This is a genomic window from Bradyrhizobium sp. SRL28, assembly GCF_018596315.1.
In the GTDB taxonomy this organism is placed as follows: domain Bacteria; phylum Pseudomonadota; class Alphaproteobacteria; order Rhizobiales; family Xanthobacteraceae; genus Bradyrhizobium.
Genome location: NZ_JAHEAG010000011.1, coordinates 36,762 through 53,297, shown reverse-complemented (window position 1 = coordinate 53,297; position 16,536 = coordinate 36,762). Strand labels below are relative to the sequence as shown.

Annotated in this window: 17 protein-coding genes; 9 read left to right on the top strand and 8 right to left on the bottom strand. The window is 62.5% G+C overall.

From position 1 onward, the window contains the following. Positions 1-89: 89 nt before the first annotated feature. Entirely contained in the window at positions 90-1,415 is a 1,326-nt protein-coding gene (rimO, locus tag KIP88_RS22145; protein ID WP_214490113.1) for a 30S ribosomal protein S12 methylthiotransferase RimO, read from the bottom strand. Positions 1,416-1,528: 113 nt separating this feature from the next. Between rimO and KIP88_RS22140 the strand changes: the two genes are divergently transcribed. The 5 genes from KIP88_RS22140 (at position 1,529) to KIP88_RS22120 (ending at position 7,352) form a co-directional block, all read left to right on the top strand. After that, on the top strand, positions 1,529-2,119 hold the full coding sequence (locus tag KIP88_RS22140) for an ANTAR domain-containing response regulator (RefSeq protein ID WP_057852587.1): 591 nt from the start codon (positions 1,529-1,531) through the stop codon (positions 2,117-2,119). After that, positions 2,116-3,282 carry a CmpA/NrtA family ABC transporter substrate-binding protein gene (locus tag KIP88_RS22135; RefSeq protein ID WP_214490112.1) on the top strand — a complete coding sequence of 389 codons (1,167 nt, stop codon included), beginning with the start codon at positions 2,116-2,118 and terminating at the stop codon, positions 3,280-3,282. The genes KIP88_RS22140 and KIP88_RS22135 overlap by 4 nt, the downstream gene beginning before the upstream one ends. Positions 3,283-3,625: 343 nt before the next feature. After that, a complete protein-coding gene (locus tag KIP88_RS22130) occupies positions 3,626-5,425 on the top strand; it encodes a NirA family protein (protein ID WP_214490111.1) in 1,800 nt (599 codons plus the stop codon). Continuing rightward, complete coding sequence (locus KIP88_RS22125) at positions 5,422-7,020, top strand: sulfite reductase subunit alpha (protein WP_214490110.1); 1,599 nt, start codon at positions 5,422-5,424, stop codon at positions 7,018-7,020. Before KIP88_RS22130 ends, KIP88_RS22125 begins: the two co-directional genes overlap by 4 nt. A 179-nt stretch (positions 7,021-7,199) precedes the next feature. After that, positions 7,200-7,352, top strand: a complete 153-nt coding sequence (locus KIP88_RS22120) for a hypothetical protein (RefSeq protein WP_176721835.1) — start codon at positions 7,200-7,202, stop codon at positions 7,350-7,352. Between the two features lie 39 nt (positions 7,353-7,391). Here KIP88_RS22120 and KIP88_RS22115 read toward each other — a convergent pair whose 3' ends face one another. From KIP88_RS22115 to pxpB, 4 genes are all read right to left on the bottom strand, one after another. Further along, on the bottom strand, positions 7,392-8,744 hold the full coding sequence (locus KIP88_RS22115) for an amidohydrolase family protein (RefSeq protein ID WP_374226497.1): 1,353 nt from the start codon (positions 8,742-8,744) through the stop codon (positions 7,392-7,394). A gap of 201 nt (positions 8,745-8,945) precedes the next feature. Then, complete coding sequence (locus KIP88_RS22110; protein ID WP_214490108.1) at positions 8,946-9,728, bottom strand: LamB/YcsF family protein; 783 nt, start codon at positions 9,726-9,728, stop codon at positions 8,946-8,948. A gap of 35 nt (positions 9,729-9,763) precedes the next feature. After that, entirely contained in the window at positions 9,764-10,819 is a 1,056-nt protein-coding gene (locus tag KIP88_RS22105; RefSeq protein ID WP_214490107.1) for a biotin-dependent carboxyltransferase family protein, read from the bottom strand. Continuing rightward, positions 10,816-11,547 (bottom strand): 5-oxoprolinase subunit PxpB, encoded by a 732-nt coding sequence (gene pxpB / locus KIP88_RS22100; RefSeq protein WP_214490106.1) that lies wholly within the window; start codon positions 11,545-11,547, stop codon positions 10,816-10,818. The genes KIP88_RS22105 and pxpB overlap by 4 nt, the downstream gene beginning before the upstream one ends. Positions 11,548-11,776: 229 nt before the next feature. Between pxpB and KIP88_RS22095 the strand changes: the two genes are divergently transcribed. From KIP88_RS22095 to KIP88_RS22085, 3 genes are all read left to right on the top strand, one after another. Next, entirely contained in the window at positions 11,777-12,475 is a 699-nt protein-coding gene (locus KIP88_RS22095) for a ribonuclease activity regulator RraA (protein WP_214490105.1), read from the top strand. Positions 12,476-12,499: 24 nt separating this feature from the next. Then, the gene (locus KIP88_RS22090; RefSeq protein ID WP_214490104.1) at positions 12,500-12,904 is read left to right on the top strand and encodes a cupin domain-containing protein; all 405 of its coding nucleotides are present in this window, start codon (positions 12,500-12,502) and stop codon (positions 12,902-12,904) included. A 131-nt stretch (positions 12,905-13,035) separates the two neighbouring features. Then, complete coding sequence (locus KIP88_RS22085; RefSeq protein WP_214490103.1) at positions 13,036-13,344, top strand: hypothetical protein; 309 nt, start codon at positions 13,036-13,038, stop codon at positions 13,342-13,344. A gap of 115 nt (positions 13,345-13,459) precedes the next feature. On the opposite strand, the gene KIP88_RS22080 is transcribed toward KIP88_RS22085, so the two are convergent. Further along, a complete protein-coding gene (locus KIP88_RS22080) occupies positions 13,460-14,290 on the bottom strand; it encodes a DUF2147 domain-containing protein (protein ID WP_214490102.1) in 831 nt (276 codons plus the stop codon). A gap of 192 nt (positions 14,291-14,482) precedes the next feature. Then, positions 14,483-15,262, bottom strand: coding sequence for a transporter substrate-binding domain-containing protein (locus KIP88_RS22075; RefSeq protein ID WP_214490101.1), 780 nt, complete (start codon positions 15,260-15,262; stop codon positions 14,483-14,485). Positions 15,263-15,357: 95 nt separating this feature from the next. Between KIP88_RS22075 and KIP88_RS22070 the strand changes: the two genes are divergently transcribed. Continuing rightward, positions 15,358-15,870 carry a DUF1993 family protein gene (locus tag KIP88_RS22070; protein WP_214490100.1) on the top strand — a complete coding sequence of 171 codons (513 nt, stop codon included), beginning with the start codon at positions 15,358-15,360 and terminating at the stop codon, positions 15,868-15,870. A gap of 153 nt (positions 15,871-16,023) precedes the next feature. Here the strand turns inward: KIP88_RS22070 and KIP88_RS22065 are convergent, their stop codons facing one another. After that, a complete protein-coding gene (locus KIP88_RS22065) occupies positions 16,024-16,449 on the bottom strand; it encodes a hypothetical protein (RefSeq protein WP_214490099.1) in 426 nt (141 codons plus the stop codon). Between the last annotated feature and the right edge of the window lie 87 nt (positions 16,450-16,536).

Below are 16,536 nucleotides of genomic sequence, written 5' to 3'. Positions count from 1 at the left end.
CAGGCAGGCGCGGCGGTTGGTCCGGTTCAGTTTCATGGCGATGGCCCATACAGCCTGATGGCAGACCGTGTCAAGCGGGGTTATTTGGTTCAGAATCCCGCGACGCTGCCGTGCAGGTCGTATTGATCGGCGCGTTCGATCTTCGCGGTGACGATCTCGCCGACCTTCAGTGGGCGGCGGCTGGAAAGGTAGACCGCGCCGTCGATCTGCGGCGCATCGGCCTTTGAACGGCCCTTTGCGACCGTCGGGCCGACTTCGTCGATGATGATCTGCTGCCTGGTGCCGACCTTGCGCTTGAGGCGGCGGGCGGAGATTTTCTGCTGCCGCGCCATCAGCGCGTTCCAGCGCTCCTGCTTGATTTCGTCGGGCACGGCGTTGCCGATGGCGTTGGAAGAAGCACCCGCGACCGGCTCGTATTTGAAGCAGCCGAGACGATCGATCTCGGCCTCTTCGAGCCAGTCGAGCAAATACGCAAAGTCGGAATCGGTCTCGCCGGGGAAGCCGACGATGAAGGTCGAGCGCAGCGTCAAATCAGGACATTGCTCGCGCCACTTCTTGATCCGCGCCAGCGTCTTTTCCTGCGCTGCCGGGCGCTTCATCGCTTTCAGCACCTCCGGGCTTGCATGCTGAAAAGGAATATCGAGATAGGGCAGAATCTTGCCCTCGGTCACCAGGCCGATGACTTCGTCGACATGGGGGTAGGGGTAGACATATTGCAGCCGCACCCAGGCGCCGAGTTCGCCGAGTTCCTTGGCGAGGTCGAAGAATTTGGCGCGGACCTGGCGGTCCTTCCAGGGGCTGTCGGCATATTTGATATCGACGCCATAGGCCGATGTGTCCTGCGAGATGACAAGCAATTCCTTGACGCCGGCAGTTACCAGCTTTTCCGCCTCGCGCAGCACGTCGTTGGCCGGGCGCGAGACGAGATCGCCGCGCAGCTTTGGAATGATGCAGAAGCTGCAGCGGTTGTTGCAGCCCTCGGAAATCTTCAGATAAGCGTAGTGCCGCGGCGTCAGCTTGACGCCCTGCGGCGGCACCAGATCGAGATGCGGATTGTGAACCGGCGGTAGCGCCCGGTGCACCGCCTCCAGCACGCTCTCATATTGCTGCGGGCCCGTAATCGACAACACGCCGGGATACGCCGCTTCGATCTGCTCGGGTTCCGCGCCCATGCAGCCGGTGACGATGACCTTGCCGTTCTCGGCCATCGCCTCGCCGATGGCGCCGAGCGATTCCTGCTTGGCGCTGTCGAGGAAGCCGCAAGTGTTGACGATGACGATATCGGCGCCATCATGCTTGCGGGCCAGCTCATAGCCTTCGGCGCGAAGCCGGGTGATAATGCGCTCGGAATCCACCAGTGCCTTGGGGCACCCAAGCGAAACAAAGCTGACTTTGGGCGCAGCGGCCTGTTGCATATCTAATTCTGCCTGATTGATGAGCACGAACTAGTCCCAATCGCTCACAATTACAAGGCTTTGCGGGGATTTCTGACGTGCTATGGAAGCCCTGCCGGGTTAAGAGTTGACCGATGAGCGCTGAGTCTTCGCCGAAAATCGTCATAGTCGACGAAAGCCCGATCCGTGCCGCAATCCTGGAAGAGGGGTTGCGGGAGGCGGGCTTTACCGGCGTCGTGCATATCAGCGAAATGCAGAGCCTGTTGGCGCGGATCTATGCGCTCGATCCCGACGTCATCCTGATCGACCTGGAAAACCCCAGCCGCGACGTTCTGGAACAGATGTTCCAGGTCAGCCGCGCGGTGCGGCGGCCGATCGCCATGTTCGTCGACCAGAGCGACGCGGCCTCGATTCAGGCCTCCGTCGATGCCGGCGTCTCCGCCTACATCGTGGACGGCCTGAAGAAGGAGCGGATCAAGCCGATCCTCGATCTCTGCATTTCCCGCTTCAACGCCTTCTCCAAGCTGCAGGACGAACTCGACCGCACCAAATCCGCGCTCGAGGAACGCAAGGTGATCGACCGTGCCAAGGGAATCCTGATGAAGGTGAAGGGCCTCACCGAAGACGAGGCCTATGTGCTCATGCGCTCCACGGCGATGCGCGAGAAAAAGAAGATCGGAGAGATCGCGCAGTCGATCCTGACCGCCTCGGAGCTGTTGAAATGACGACACCGCTGCATATCGGCTTCATTCCGCTGGTTGACGCCGCCGCGCTGATCATCGCCGTCGACAAGGGCTTTGCGGCGGCCGAAGGGCTCGACGTCAAGCTGGTGCGTGAAGTGTCGTGGTCCAATGTCCGCGATAAGCTCAATATCGGCCTGTTCGACGCAGCGCATTTGCTGGCGCCGGTAGCGATTGCGTCGAGTCTCGGGCTTGGACACGTCAAGGTGCCAATTGTGGCGCCGTTCAATCTGGGCCTCAACGGCAACGCGATCACGGTATCGCCGGCGCTGCATGCGGCAATCATGGGCGAGATCGAGGGCGATGCCCTCGATCCCATGGCCACCGCGCTGGCGCTCGCCCGCGTCGTGGCCGCCAGGCGCAAGAGCGGCGCGGAACCACTGACTTTTGGCATGACGTTCCCGTTCTCCACCCACAACTACCAGCTTCGGTTCTGGATGGCGGCCGGCGGGGTCGATCCCGACGAGGACGTTCGCCTGGTGGTGCTGCCGCCGCCCTACATGGTGGATAGCCTCGCCAACGGGCATGTGGATGCGTTCTGCGTCGGCGCGCCCTGGAACTCGGTCGCGGTCGATCTCGGCGTCGGCCACATCCTGCATTTCGTCTCTGACATCCTGGTGCGCGCGGCAGAAAAGGTTCTCGCGGTCCGGCAAAGCTGGTCGGAAAAGAATGCGGACGTGCTGGCTGCCTTGGTCCGGGCGGCTTCCCACGCCGCCGAATACATCGAGGATCCCGGCAACCGCGCGGAGACCGCGCATGTCCTGGCGCGGCCCGACCGGATCGGCGTCGGCGCCGAGGTGATCCAGCGCACCCTCGACGGCCGGCTGAAGATTTCACCAGATGGTCAGCGGCGCGAGAGCGGCCGCTATCTTCTGGTCGGGCGTGAGGGGGCGGGCCGTCCCGATCCCGCGCAGGCCGCCTGGCTTTACGCGCAAATGGTGCGCTGGGGGCAGACGGCGATGCGGCCGGACGCGCTGCGGACCGCCATGGGGGTCTTCAGGCCGGACCTCTACGACGCCGCCATGGGGCATCAGGGCAAGCCCCCCGGCGCCTCGGAAGCCATCGGCGCCTTTGCTGGTCCCGCGTTTGATCCCCGCGACATCGCCGGCCATTTGGCGGCATTTCAGATCGGTCACTGGAAGCCCTGACTGAATTGAAGAAATATTAGGCGCTTGTCCAATTCGCCTATTTGTTAGGCTAGCTGCTCCCCAAGCAGCAGTGAAGCCAGCTTCATAGTTTCGAGAGTTGGCTCGGAACATATTGAAATACAAAGAATTATTGAGCCTGATGTGGCACGCAACTTGTATGTTGCAGTGCGGCCGGTCGGCGTAGATGCCTGTCGGCCCACGTCCAAGATGGATTTCCGCAGCAACGAAGCTGGTCGGACCGCTCAATCCTGGCCCGGCTCACAAGGCCAGACTGGTTTCCAGGCGGTCGCACCCAACTTCGTTGACGCCACCCCTCGTGGCCGCAGGAGCTTCGTCGCGCACCATGAAGATCGAAACGCTCACAGTCGATTTTACCGACGAGCAGAAACGCTACCTTGAAGGCTTTACCACCGGGCTGCAGATCAGCCGGGTGGGGCGCGGCCTCGGCGGTAGCGCCGGCAAGGCGAGTGCCGAACCGGCCGGACCGGATGCCGCGCATATCAAGGCGCAGGACAAGGTCACAGCCTCCGGCAAGAAGCTCGCCGACCAGGAAAAATTCAAGCGCGAGGAGCATCCGTTCGATGCCTATCCGCGGCTGAAGCAGCAGGCGCTCGACAATGCGCCGCCGAATCCTGCGGATAATTTCCGCTGGCGCTATTACGGCCTGTTCTATGTGGCGCCGGCGCAGGATTCCTACATGTGCCGGCTGCGGATCCCGAACGGCATTCTGAAGCACTGGCAGTTTGCAGGTTTGGCCGATCTCGCCGAAAAACTGTGTGGGCCGTTCTGCCACGTCACCACACGGGCCAATCTGCAGGTGCGCGAAATTCCGCCGAACAACGCGGTGGCGTTGATCGAGGGCATCCGGGATCTCGGGCTGTGCTCGCGCGGTACCGGCGCCGACAACATCCGCAACGTCACGGGCACGCCGACGGCCGGGATCGATCCGCAGGAGCTATTGGATACCCGCGAATATGCGCGGGAGTGGCACTATCACATCCTCAACGATCGCTCGCTGTACGGGCTGCCGCGCAAATTCAACGTCGCCTTCGACGGCGCTGGCAAGATCGCCGTGCTGGAAGATACCAACGACATCGCGTTTTCCGCGGTTGAGGTGAAGGATGGCTTTGGCGTCGAGCCCGGCGTCTGGTTTCGCCTGGGGCTCGGCGGCATCACCGGGCACAGGGATTTTGCCAAATACGGCGACATCATCGTCAAGCCGGCCGATGCGACCAGGGTGTCGGATGCCATCGTGCGCATCTTCATCGATCTTGGCGACCGCACCAACCGCAACAAGGCGCGGCTGAAATATGTGCTCGACGGGATGGGGCATGAAAAATTCCTCGCCCTCGTAGAAGAGCGGCTCGGCAAACCCTTCACCCGCGTGCCTCCGGAAGCGCTCGCGCCACGGCCGGCCTTCGACCGCATGGCGCATATCGGCGTGCACAAGCAGAAGCAGGAAGGGCTGAACTGGATCGGCGTCTCATTGCCGCTCGGCAAGGTCACCTGCGATCAGATGCGCGGGTTGGCAAAGATCGCGCAGGACCTCGGCGACGGCGATATCCGCTTGACGGTTTGGCAGAACCTGTTGATCCCGGGCGTGCACGATGCGAACGTCGAGCTTGCTATCGCTGCGATCAGGAAGATCGGGCTCGCGGTCGAGGCCTCGCAAATTCGTGCCGGGCTGATCGCCTGTACCGGCAATGCCGGGTGCCGGTTTGCGGCGTCGAACACCAAGCGCCATGCCGCCGAGATCGGCGACTGGTGCGAACCGCGCGTCAACATCGACACGCCGCTGAACATCCACGTCACTGGCTGCCATCACTCCTGCGCGCAGCATTACATCAGCGATATCGGGCTGATCGCGGCGAAAGTGGACGTCGGCGAGGACGTCGATCCGGTCGAGGGCTATCACTTGTTCACCGGCGGCGGCTTTGGGCCGGATGCCGATGTCGGGCAGGAGGTCTATCACGACCTCAAGGCCGAGGATGCACCGAGGACGGTCGAGAAACTGCTGAAGGCCTATCTCGCGCATCGCGTTTCGCCCGAAGAAACCTTCCTGACTTTTGCGCGCCGCCATGACGGCGAGACGCTGCGCAAGCTCGCCGATGCCCAAGTCGCTGAAGCTCAGGTGTCCTCATGAACCAGATCACACCTCCACCGAAGATCGAAATCATCCCGTCCAGTGCGCCATTCTCGGAAGCGCAGCGCTCGTGGTTGAACGGGTTCTTCGCTGGACTTCTGTCAGATGCGACGCCGTTGTCGGCCGAACAAGGCGCTGCCGTCATGGAAGGAGCGGCCGGCGACGGCGATGACGGCGAAGCGCCCTGGCACGACCAGACCATGCCGATTGCCGATCGCATGAAGCTTGCGGAAGGCCGGCCGTTGCGGCGGCGCATGATGGCGGCGATGGCGCAGCAGGATTGCGGCCAGTGCGGATACGATTGTCACAACTATTCGGAAGCGATTGCGAGCAAGAGCGAAGCGCGGCTCAACCTCTGCGTTCCCGGCGGCAAGGAAACCGCGCGGATGCTGAAGTCGCTCTATGAAGACATCGACAAGGTGCCGGCCGCAGCCTCATCGGCGCCCGCGGCCGCGCCGGCTGCGCCTGCGGTGGTGGCGGAACCTGGACGCTCGCGCGACAACCCGATCGCCGCGACTTTCCTGTCACGTCGTCTCCTCAACAAGAAGGGCTCGGAAAAGGAAACCTGGCACATCGAGTTCGATCTGTCCGGTTGCGGGCTCGACTATGTCGTCGGCGATTCCTTCGGCATTTTTGCGCGCAACGATGTCGGGCTGGTGGACCAGGTCATCGCGCTGCTTGGCGCTTCCCACACCACAAAGGTCAACGGTAAGACGCTGCGCGAAGTCCTGATCGACGACGTTTCGCTGGCGCCGGCGCCGGACTCGCTGTTCGAACTGATCTCGTTCATCACTGGCGGCGCCACGCGCGAGAAGGCGAGGGCGCTGGCGCAGGGCGAGGACCCGGACGGCGACGCGGCAACGCTGGACGTGATGGCGGTGCTGCAGAAATTCTCCGGCGTGCGGCCGCACCCCGAGGCCTTTGTCGAGGCGCTCGAGCCGCTGCAGCCGCGGCTCTATTCGATCTCGTCGTCGCACAATGCGACGCCAGGAAAATTGTCGCTGACGGTCGACTGCGTCCGCTACGTGATCAACAAGCGCAAACGCTTAGGCCTGGCTTCGACCTTCCTTGCCGAGCGGATCAATCCCGGCGATGAACTGAAGGTCTATGTACAGAAGGCCCACGGTTTCGCGCTGCCGCAGGATCCCAAAACCCCGATCATCATGATCGGACCGGGCACCGGCGTGGCGCCGTTCCGCGCCTTCCTGCTCGATCGCCGCGCCACCGGCGCGCCGGGCAAGAACTGGCTGTTCTTCGGCCATCAGCGCAGCGATTGCGATTTCTTCTATGCCGACGAACTCAACGCGTTGAAGATTTCGGGCCTGCTGACGCGATTGTCGCTGGCGTGGTCGCGCGACGGTGACAAGAAATTCTACGTGCAGGATCGCATGCGCGAGGTCGGCCGTGAATTGTGGACCTGGCTCGCCGAGGGCGCCAACATCTATGTCTGCGGCGATGCCAAGCGGATGGCCAAGGACGTCGAGCGCGCGCTGGTTGATATCGTCGCCCAGTTCGGTGCCCGCACCACGGACGAGGCCGTTAGTTTTGTGGGCGAACTGAAGAAGAAGGGACGATTCCAGCAAGACGTTTACTAATCCGGGTTCCGACTGGCTCAAATCGGGCCGAATAAAATTCTCGCCCTGGTCGGGAGGAGGGGAATTTTCCCCTCGAAATCGAGTGCGCCGGAGCGCCCGTATCGCTATTTCTGCGGATATCTTGCATCGGAGCGCAAACGATATTCCATATGCAGTCCATGCTGCGTTGGAGATCGACCATGCGCGAACTATCGGCGGAAGCCCGCCTGCACCTTTACGCACGCTCGGTGTCCCGCCGTTCCGGCACCGGGTTTCACACCGCCGCGCTCTACAGCGCGTTCGCGCTCATTGCCGCCATCGTGTTCGGCACGCTCTCGGTTCATCCGTTCTGAAATTGCACCTCAGGCACGTAGGTCCGACACAACAGGCCCTCACTTGGCCAGAGTGTTTTTGTAGATTCTGCCGTCCTTCATGATGATCTTGAAGTTGTTGGTGGGGTCGGCAATCAGGTTGATGTTGTCCAACGGATTTCCTTCGACGAGCAGTAGATCCGCGAGTGCACCCTGTTCCACGACGCCGAGCTTGCCGGGATAGGGATTGCGCTTGCCGGATAGCGCCAGCAGTTCGGCGTTTGTCGATGTCGCCATGACCAGCGCCTCAGCGGGGGTGTACCAACGGGCAAGCGAGGCCAGAATGGCCCCTTGTTGCTGCGCCAGCGCGCGGGAGAACAGCACATCGGTGCCCCACGCCGTCTTGATCTTGTGCTTCTTCGCCAACTCGTAGGCCCTGGCTATGCCGGGCCAGACCTCATCCGCCTTGGCGCGCTGCACGGTACCCACCGGAAAGCCCAGCCTCAAGTCCTCGGGGAGCGGCTGCAGGCTCAGCCAAACGCCCTTCTCGGCGATCAGTTTGGCGGTTGCCTCGTCCATCAGGAAGCCGTGTTCGATACACTTCACGCCAGCCGCAATGGCTCCCCGGATCGCAGCCGGCGTAAAGGCATGCGCGACGACGTAGGTGCCCCAATTCTCGGCCGCTTCAACCGCGGCGCGCAGTTCGGCCTCGGTGAAGGTAGTTACGTCGATCGGACTGAAGGGGGACGAGACCCCGCCGCCCGCCGTCAATTTGACCTGGGAGGCGCCCTGCATGAGCTGTTCGCGCGCGCGCACGCGCACCTCGTCGGGGCTATCCGCAACGATGGCGCCGCCGACTTGCTCCATGCGGGTGAGCATACCGCCGATCGTCCGCGGCAGATCGGTCAACTGACGGAAGTCCCCATGCCCGCTGGTGATCGTGATCATGGCGCCGGACGGATAGATGCGCGGTCCCTTGACGATGCCCTCATCGATGGCGTGCTTGAGACCGAACACCGGCCCGCCCACGTCGCGAACGGTGGTAAAGCCGCGCATCAGGGTGTCCGTCGCTTCGTCGCCAGCATTGAGATTGTTGTAGCCGACGTCACCGAAGGCCTGTAATGGCGTCGCCCGCGCCAGCATCGCGTGCCAATGATTGTCGATCAGGCCGGGCATCAGCGTGCGGCCGCCTCCATCGACAATCGTGGTGGTCGCGCTTCGATCGACCGAAATAGGCGTCCGGGAAATTGTTTCAATCAGGTTGCCGCGAACCAGTACGTTGGTTGGTTCGGACAACGATGTGCCCTTGCCGTCGAATACCCTGACATTGTTGAGCAGCGTTATCGCGCCGCTGGTTTGCTGGGCTTGCGCCGCACTTGTTGAAAAAATTAGCGCACAGACCGGTGTCGCCGATACTAAACGGCGGAGATACATGGAGACCATTCGATCCTCCAAGGAAGCCGGATTAGTCCAAGAGGGCAGATAACGATATCTTCCCCCTTTGGTTGAGCCAACAAATTATTGGAGGACTCAATGCGCCGCGACATGTAGTTTATCGGCGACTTTTCGCATCTTGCGCGATTCCAAAATTGGTCTGTAAGGCGCCGAATCGAACTTCCGACCGCGCCTCTGGACTTATGTATTCACGCGTTGGTTCACGTTGAACGGCGCGACGTCGATCCCGGCATTCTTCAATGCCTGCCTTACCCCACGTCCAATCTCGACCGCGCCCGGCGTATCGCTGTGAATGCACACGGTGTCGCTACGCATCTTGATCACTTTGCCGGTGACCGAGACCACCGCGCCGTCCTGCACCATCCGCACCACGCGGTCGGCGATTTCCTTCGCATCGTGCAGCACGGCGCCAGGCTTCTTGCGCGACACCAGCGAGCCATTGTCTTCATAGGCGCGGTCGGCGAACACCTCATGCACCATCGGCAAATTGGCCGCTTCGCCCGCCTGCACCAGCTTGGAATTGGCGAGCACCACGAAAATCAGGTTGGGATCGACCGCCTTGATACCGTTGGCGATCGCCCTCGCGGTCATGTCGTCCTCGCAGGCGACGTTGGAGATGGCGCCATGCGCCTTGACATGTGTGACCTTGTATCCCGCCGCGGTTGCGATCGCCTGCAGGGCACCAATCTGATAGGCGATCAGGTTCTCGATCTCTGATGATTTCAGGCCCGGCATCGGCCGCCGTCCAAAACCGTGGAGGTCGCGGTATCCAGGGTGCGCGCCGACGCTGACGCCGCGCGCTTTCGCCAGTTCAACCGTGCGGCGCATGATATCGGCATCGCCGGCGTGAAAGCCGCAGGCGACATTCACCGACGTCGCAAGCTCGATCATCGCGGCGTCGTTGCCCATTTCCCACGCGCCAAATCCTTCGCCGAGATCGCAATTGAGGTCGATGGTTGTCATGTTGCTGGTCCGCTTCTCGTGAGTGGATTGGTTGATCAGTCAGGGCCCGCTATGTCGGCCAGAGATACGGCGTGCCAGGTTCCGGCATCGACGGCGCTGACGGCGTGGCCCGCGACATTGGCATCGTGCAGCGCTTCGATGTTGAGATCAACGCTTTCGATGGCGCGCAACCGTTCGGGCAGGGTGTGCAGCAACGCCGCAAATTTGCGCGCCTCGGCCTGCGCCTCTGCCATGCTGACCGCCCGAAAGCGAAAGGCGCGCCCGGCGGGGATCTGCGCAAGCCGTCCGAAGTCGGCGGAAATCACGGTCGCGATCTTGGGATAGCCGCCGCTGGTGCCGCGGTCGCGCATCAGCACGATCGGCTGGCCATTGCCGGGCACCTGCAGGCTGCCGTTGACGGTGCCGTCGGAAACGATGTTGTGGCCGTGGAGATGCTTCAGCACGGGGCCTTCGAGGCGGTAGCCCATGCGGTCACTGGTCGCCGAGATCTTCCATTCGCTGTCGACAAACAGCTTCTTGGTCTCGTCGGCGAACTCGTCGTCCTGCGGACCCCAGACTATGAGGATCGGCGCGTCGGTTGTCGCCGGCAGTTCGATCCGCCGTTCCGCCGTGCCGCTGGCCGCCTTCGCCTGCAGTTCGTCGCCCGACTGCAGCGGACGTGGATAGGGGCTGCCGAGGCCGGCGCGGGCATTGACGGCCAGACTGCCGAACATCGGCTCACCGGCAATGCCGCCTTCGATCGCCAGATAGCTGAACGATCCGCCTCGGGCAAAGCCCAGCGTCAGAGTCTCGCCATCGGCAAGAGTTGCGGATGTATCGGATGCCACCGCGCGGCCGGCGATATCGGCATTGCGCGGGGCTCCCGCCAGCGCAACGCGCACCGCGCCGCCGCGTGCGGTGAATTTTGCTCCGAACGGACCGACTTCGACAGCCGCCGTGAATGGCTCATTGCCGACCAGAATATTCGCAGCCGCCAGCGCCAGCCGATCCATCGCGCCGCTCGGCACCAGGCCGTAACGCTGGGCGCCGGGGCGTCCGCCGTCCTGTACCGAACTCGCCGGGCCGATCGATGCAATGACGAGCTTGCTCATGAGGCGATCTGCTCGGCAATGAATTCGCCAGCTTCGGCGGCGCGATCCTGCTCCGCGAAGGTCTTGGCATCGATGGCTGCAAAGGTGACGTTGTCGCCCGGCTCCAGCAGGAAGATCGGATCGCGATGCAGTTGATAGGTGCGGACCGCCGTCCGTCCCAGAAGGTGCCAGCCGCTCGGGCCGGCCAGGCACTGCACGCCGGTCTGCACCCCGCCGATCGAGATGGTGCCGGCCGGCGTCAGCAGACGTGGGTTCTGCCGCCGCGGCATGTGCAGGGACTTCTCCAACCCGCTGAGATAGGACCAGCCGGGCGTAAATCCGATCATGGCGACCCGGTAGTCGCCGGCGACATGCCGCGCCACGATGTCGTCGGGCGTGGTGTTGAGGGTTTTGGCGACATCCTCGAGGTCGACGCCGTGCTCGCCGCCATAGACCACCGGAATGCGCCAGCGCCGGGTCTTTATCGTTGCCGGTACCGGCCGCTGCGCGAGGGCGAGAATCTTTTCGCCAAGCTTGTCGAAATCGACCAGCACAGGATCGTAGTGCACCAGCAGCGAGCGATAGGTCGGCACCGTCTCGGTGACACCCGTGAGCGGCTCAGCAGTCATGGCGCGGTCGAGCGCCAGCACCCGCCGGTTGGCGGCATCGTCGATGTTGCGGCTGAATTCCACCGTGATGGCGCAGTCGCCACTCGGCAAAAGGCGGGGCGGGGGAAGCGTCGCGGCCATGGCCTCGTTACTGTCTCACAGCTTCTGTGCTCGCCCCAAGCTGTAGCGTGTTTTGGGCGTGAGTGGAATTCGCTTCGCGCGAAATCAGCCAGTAAGTTCAATAAATTAATCTGCATGCCGACGATAAGATGTTGTGATCGCGCTTCTTTTCCACGAGCCCTTGACGCGATGCCCGCGCCCCGCAAGATGCGCTACCTTTCACCCATTCCCTCCGGAGCCTGCTGTCCAGATGTCCCTGTCCCCCGAAGCCATCGCAACCCTGTCCGGCGTATCCACCGCCACCATCACCACCGTGCTGCTCAAGAAGGGCCTGCGAAACATCTGGATGCGCGGCACCAAACCGCTGCGGCCCGGGCAGCCGCGGCTGGTCGGACCGGCGTTTACGTTGCGTTTCGTGCCGGCACGCGAAGATCTGGCAACACCTGAGTCCTGGTCGTCGCCGATCTCGACCCGCACCGCGATTGAAGCCATGCCGAAAGGCTGCATTGCTGTGGTCGATGCCATGGGCGAGACCGACGCGGGTATCTTCGGCGACATTCTGTGCGCGCGCATGGTGAAGCGCGGGGTTGCGGCGCTGATCACTGACGGTGTCGTGCGCGACATTGAAGGCGTACTCGGCACCAATTTGCCCGTGTGGTGCGACGGCTTCGCGGCTCCGCCGTCCGTGGCCGGGCTGACCTTCGTCGGCTGGGGCGAGCCGATCGGCTGCGGCGGGGTCGCGGTATTCCCGAACGACATCGTCGTCGCCGACCAGGACGGCGCGGTGCTGATCCCGCAGGCGCTGCTCGACCATGTGCTGGCCGAAGGGCCGGAGCAGGAGCGGATGGAAGCCTGGATCGTCAACGAGGTGAACAACGGCGCGGCATTGCCCGGCCTCTATCCGATGAACGCCGAGACCAAGGCGCGCTACGCGGCCAGCAAGAAATAACCTGAGAAAAAGGGAGACAACTCCATGGAAATCCATCTCGCGGGCTCCCGGCCGACGCGCCGGGCGCCATCCGAATATTTTACCGGTACGGTGCTGCAGGATCCCATCATCCAGACCGAGGCGCCGGCACGGCTGGCCTCGACGCGCGTCTCTTTTGAGCCTGGCGCGCGCACGGCCTGGCACACGCATCCGCTAGGCCAGACGCTCTATGTCATCTCAGGGGTCGGCCGGGTGCAGGCCAAAGGCGGACCGATCAGGGAAATTCGCCCCGGTGATGTCGTCTGGATTCCGCCCGGCGAGAAGCACTGGCATGGCGCTTCGCCGACCAACGCCATGACCCACATTGCCATGCAGGAAGCGGCCGACGGCAGCTATGTGAACTGGATGGAGCACGTGACTGACGCGGAGTATTCGGCGAAGCTCGGTTAGAGCCTTTTCGTTCCGATGGAATCGGAACGGGGCTCTAGATTTTTGATTTCTAGTTTCGCTGCGCCGTCCAGGTGCCCGAGCAAAGGGCGGCACGCCAGGTGCCTGAGCCCGAGGTACCTGAGAGGCGACCGGTGCCGACCGCGTGCTTCAGGCCGCTCGACAATGTCACGCTGATGTTACCGGCATCTGCGACGCGGCCGGACGCCGTTACAGTCGCGCTGTTCGAGGCGATTTGGCCGTTGCTGATTCCGATCGAGACCGATGCGCCGCTGCTGCAGGCGGCGTTCGACGAGGCGATCTGCACATTCCAGGCGCCGTCGAATGTCGCGGCTGCGGATGGTGTCGCAAAGCCCAGTGCAGCAAGCAGCGAAGCGACAACTAAGGATTTCCGAGACGTTACCATGACGTGCCCCTTTGGTTTGGACACGATCAGGGTCTGACAATGGTAGCATGACGGCTGTGACGGTCATCACGCGTCAGAACGCGATGACGGGGCGCAGCGAAAAGCCCCGCGATGCGGCGGGGCTTCGTTGAATGCGCAGCAGTGCTTGCCAGTCAGTTGACGCGAGTCCAGGTCTGACCGCCACAGAACATGCCGCCAAAGGCGCAGCCCTGAACGCGCAGGCTGTCGGTGCCCTTCAGCGCGATCGTCGAATCGTAGGTGCTGCCGGAATTCGGATCGAAAATCCGGCCGCTCCACTTGTCCTTGCCGGGCTTCATGTTGATCAGGACCTGCTCGCCGTTCTGGTTCGATTTCTTGTCGACGGAATAGCCGCAGATATTGGGGCCGCACTGTTCGATCCGCACCTTGCCTTCCTTCTCCTCCGTCAGCCACACGCCGAGCGGTGAGTTCGCAGACGGAAGTGTCGAAGCTGCCGGGGCGGCGGCCTGTTTCTGTTGCGGCGGCGGTGGCGCTGGCGCGGCAACGGGAGCAGGCGCGGGCGGCGCGGCCGGAGCGGCTTGAGGAGCAGCGGGCGGTGCTGGCGCAGGCGCAGCAGTATCCGCCGGCGCAACGGCTGCTGTGGCGGCCGAGGGCTCGCTCCTCGATGTGGTGGTTGGAGCGGCCGGAGCAGGGGCGGCTGGTACAGGCGCAGCCGCCTGTTCAGCCGGTGCAGGCGCAGCCGGGGTTGCCGCCTCGGGGGCAGCCTGTGGAGCGGTCTTCGCCTGCTGCGGCGCCTTTCTGGTCGGACGATCGAGGTCGCCTTCCTCGCCACGCGGGCGCTTGGCCTTCTTGCCGGTATTATCGTAGACGCCAGGAATTTGAACCGTGCCGCGATCGGGATCGATGGTGATGGTGCGGCCACCATATTCAAACGTGTACTGGGCCTGCGCGGCGGTGAGGCTGCTCGCCAGCAGGAGCACGGCGATAGCGAGACTCTTCTTCATTGTTGCGACCTCCTGAGCAGGGAACCCCACCCCCGAAGCTATTACGCAAATAGCTTCACCCAACGTGATCCAGATCACTTTCAAATTATGAGTCGTGTACTAGCGGCTTTGGTTCAAATTCGATCCTGGCAGTCTAAATAGCCCCCAATTGACGGTCAATTTCCTGCCAAAACAGGCTCGTCCAGCCAGGAATCAATCGAACCAGGCGGCATAGATTTTCCTGAAGCTGCCGTCCTCCGCGGCGATGTGCAGCCACTGATCGACAAAGGCCTTCAGCACGATGTCGCGCTGCAGCCAATAGGCCTTCTCGGCAAAGTCGAACGGCTTTTCCGGATGCACCGCGCAAAGCACGCCCGGGTGCTGTTTCTGCTGGTAGCGGGTTTCGGAAGAGTCAGTCATCATCAGGTCGGCGTTGCCCTTGGCGATTTCGTCGAAAATCGTGACGTTGTCGTTCCACATCTTGATCTCGGCGTTCTTGATGTTCGCCTTGGCGAAGCGTTCATTGGTGCCGCCGGGATTGACGATGACGCGCGTGCCTGATTTGTCGATATCGGAGATGGTCTCATACTTGTCCTTGTCGGCACAGCGGGCGATTGGCGTCTTGCCCTCGCGCATGATCGGCGTCGAGAACATTCCCTTCTTCTGCCGGTCGAGCGTGATCGAGACGCCGCCCATCGCGATGTCAAAATTGTCGGCTTCGAAATCCTTCATCAGCTCCGGCCACGCCGTCTGAACGAATTCGACCTTGACGCCGAGCGCCTTGCCAAGTGCTTCCGCCATGTCGACATCGAAACCGGTAAATTTCGACGTCGTCTTGTCGAAATAGGTGAAGGGACGATAGTCGCCGGTCATACCGACCCGCAGCGTGCCACGCTTGATGATGTCGTCGAGGCGGGAATTCGCCGGCTGCTGCGCGTGTACGGAAACCGTCCACAGCAGGGCGATTGCAAGACTGGTCAACACTCGAAGCATCACGTCTTCTCCACTGTCGAAATAGATGACATTCTGAAGCGATGGCGCCGATTTAAACCAGATACCAACGCGGAGCCAGCCGGAGAAATCGAAACGTGACCATTTCGCTTCACGAAGCTTCCGTCGGCGTGTTCGTGCCGTATCTTGGGAATCTGTCTGGTCTTCTCGATCAGGCCTCGGCACATGCCGAAGCCCGGAACATCGACCCTGCCGTCCTTCTCGACATGCGGCTCTCGCCCACGATGTACAGCCTGAAGCAGCAGGTGGGAGAAGCCAACCGGCATGCGGTCGTTGCCGGCGGGCTGCTGGCTGGCCGTGCTCCCCACACATTTTCAGACACCGAGCCCGATATCCCCGAACTCAAGGCGCGGATTTCAGCGGCGATCGATTTCGTGCAAGGCTTGCCGCGGGCCGAGATCGATGCCGCAGCCGACAAGGAAGTCGCTTTCACTTTCAAGAACGGCACCCAGCGAAAATTCACCGGAAAATCACTGCTGCTGACGTTCAGCGTGCCGCAGTTCTTTTTTCACGTCACGACGGCCTACGACATCCTGCGCCATGCCGGCGTCGATCTTGCCAAGAAGGATTTTCTGGGACCGCCGAGATAACTGTTAGAGCAGCGCTCCATCTCAAAGAGTTGTCATGGCCGGGCTTGTCCCGGCCATCCACGTCCTTGGGGCCCGAGTGAAGACGTGGATGCCCGGACAAGCCCGGGCATGACGGTGGGACAATCCCCCACTACGTCTTGCAGCGCCGGAAGGTTACGCCTCGGCACTGTCCTTGTGAGCCAGATTGGCGGCGGCGCTGCGTCCGGTCATCTCGCTCTTCAATTGCTCGAAGCGCCGACGTGCGTCGCTTTGGCGATCGTCCACCATCTGGACCGCGGCTTCCCTCGACATCGGGCCGTTGACGATCGGAGCGGAATTCTCCCCGATGGTCTCGTCGACATAGTAGTCGCCATTGTCGAGGCGGACCGTCCACTTGAAGCGGATCGAGGCCATCGGCCCAGGGCCGAACCTGGAGTAGCCGTGAGCCTCAATCGGTGGAGGGGACACGGGGATCGGCGGAGGGGCCACGGGCGCATGCTCCGCGACCGCGGGCTTTTCGGGCTCGCGATGGCTCTCCGGGCGGTCGAGAATGCTGGCGATGGCTGCCAGCGCGTTGTCGGTCGGGTCGCTTCGAGTCACGATTCAGCCTCCGGATCGGAGCGCCGTGAGCAGAATCAATGTCCCCGTTGCCGCCCCGTGTCCTTCCTCGTTACCGAATAAGACTGA

Bases quoted from the DNA above. Each gene is read 5' to 3' on its own strand.
- rimO (WP_214490113.1), bottom strand. From the start codon at position 1,415: ATGCAACAGGCCGCTGCGCCCAAAGTCAGCTTTGTTTCGCTTGGGTGC.
- KIP88_RS22140 (WP_057852587.1), top strand. From the start codon at position 1,529: ATGAGCGCTGAGTCTTCGCCGAAAATCGTCATAGTCGACGAAAGCCCG.
- KIP88_RS22135 (WP_214490112.1), top strand. From the start codon at position 2,116: ATGACGACACCGCTGCATATCGGCTTCATTCCGCTGGTTGACGCCGCC.
- KIP88_RS22130 (WP_214490111.1), top strand. From the start codon at position 3,626: ATGAAGATCGAAACGCTCACAGTCGATTTTACCGACGAGCAGAAACGC.
- KIP88_RS22125 (WP_214490110.1), top strand. From the start codon at position 5,422: ATGAACCAGATCACACCTCCACCGAAGATCGAAATCATCCCGTCCAGT.
- KIP88_RS22120 (WP_176721835.1), top strand. From the start codon at position 7,200: ATGCGCGAACTATCGGCGGAAGCCCGCCTGCACCTTTACGCACGCTCG.
- KIP88_RS22115 (WP_374226497.1), bottom strand. From the start codon at position 8,744: ATGTATCTCCGCCGTTTAGTATCGGCGACACCGGTCTGTGCGCTAATT.
- KIP88_RS22110 (WP_214490108.1), bottom strand. From the start codon at position 9,728: ATGACAACCATCGACCTCAATTGCGATCTCGGCGAAGGATTTGGCGCG.
- KIP88_RS22105 (WP_214490107.1), bottom strand. From the start codon at position 10,819: ATGAGCAAGCTCGTCATTGCATCGATCGGCCCGGCGAGTTCGGTACAG.
- pxpB (WP_214490106.1), bottom strand. From the start codon at position 11,547: ATGGCCGCGACGCTTCCCCCGCCCCGCCTTTTGCCGAGTGGCGACTGC.
- KIP88_RS22095 (WP_214490105.1), top strand. From the start codon at position 11,777: ATGTCCCTGTCCCCCGAAGCCATCGCAACCCTGTCCGGCGTATCCACC.
- KIP88_RS22090 (WP_214490104.1), top strand. From the start codon at position 12,500: ATGGAAATCCATCTCGCGGGCTCCCGGCCGACGCGCCGGGCGCCATCC.
- KIP88_RS22080 (WP_214490102.1), bottom strand. From the start codon at position 14,290: ATGAAGAAGAGTCTCGCTATCGCCGTGCTCCTGCTGGCGAGCAGCCTC.
- KIP88_RS22075 (WP_214490101.1), bottom strand. From the start codon at position 15,262: ATGCTTCGAGTGTTGACCAGTCTTGCAATCGCCCTGCTGTGGACGGTT.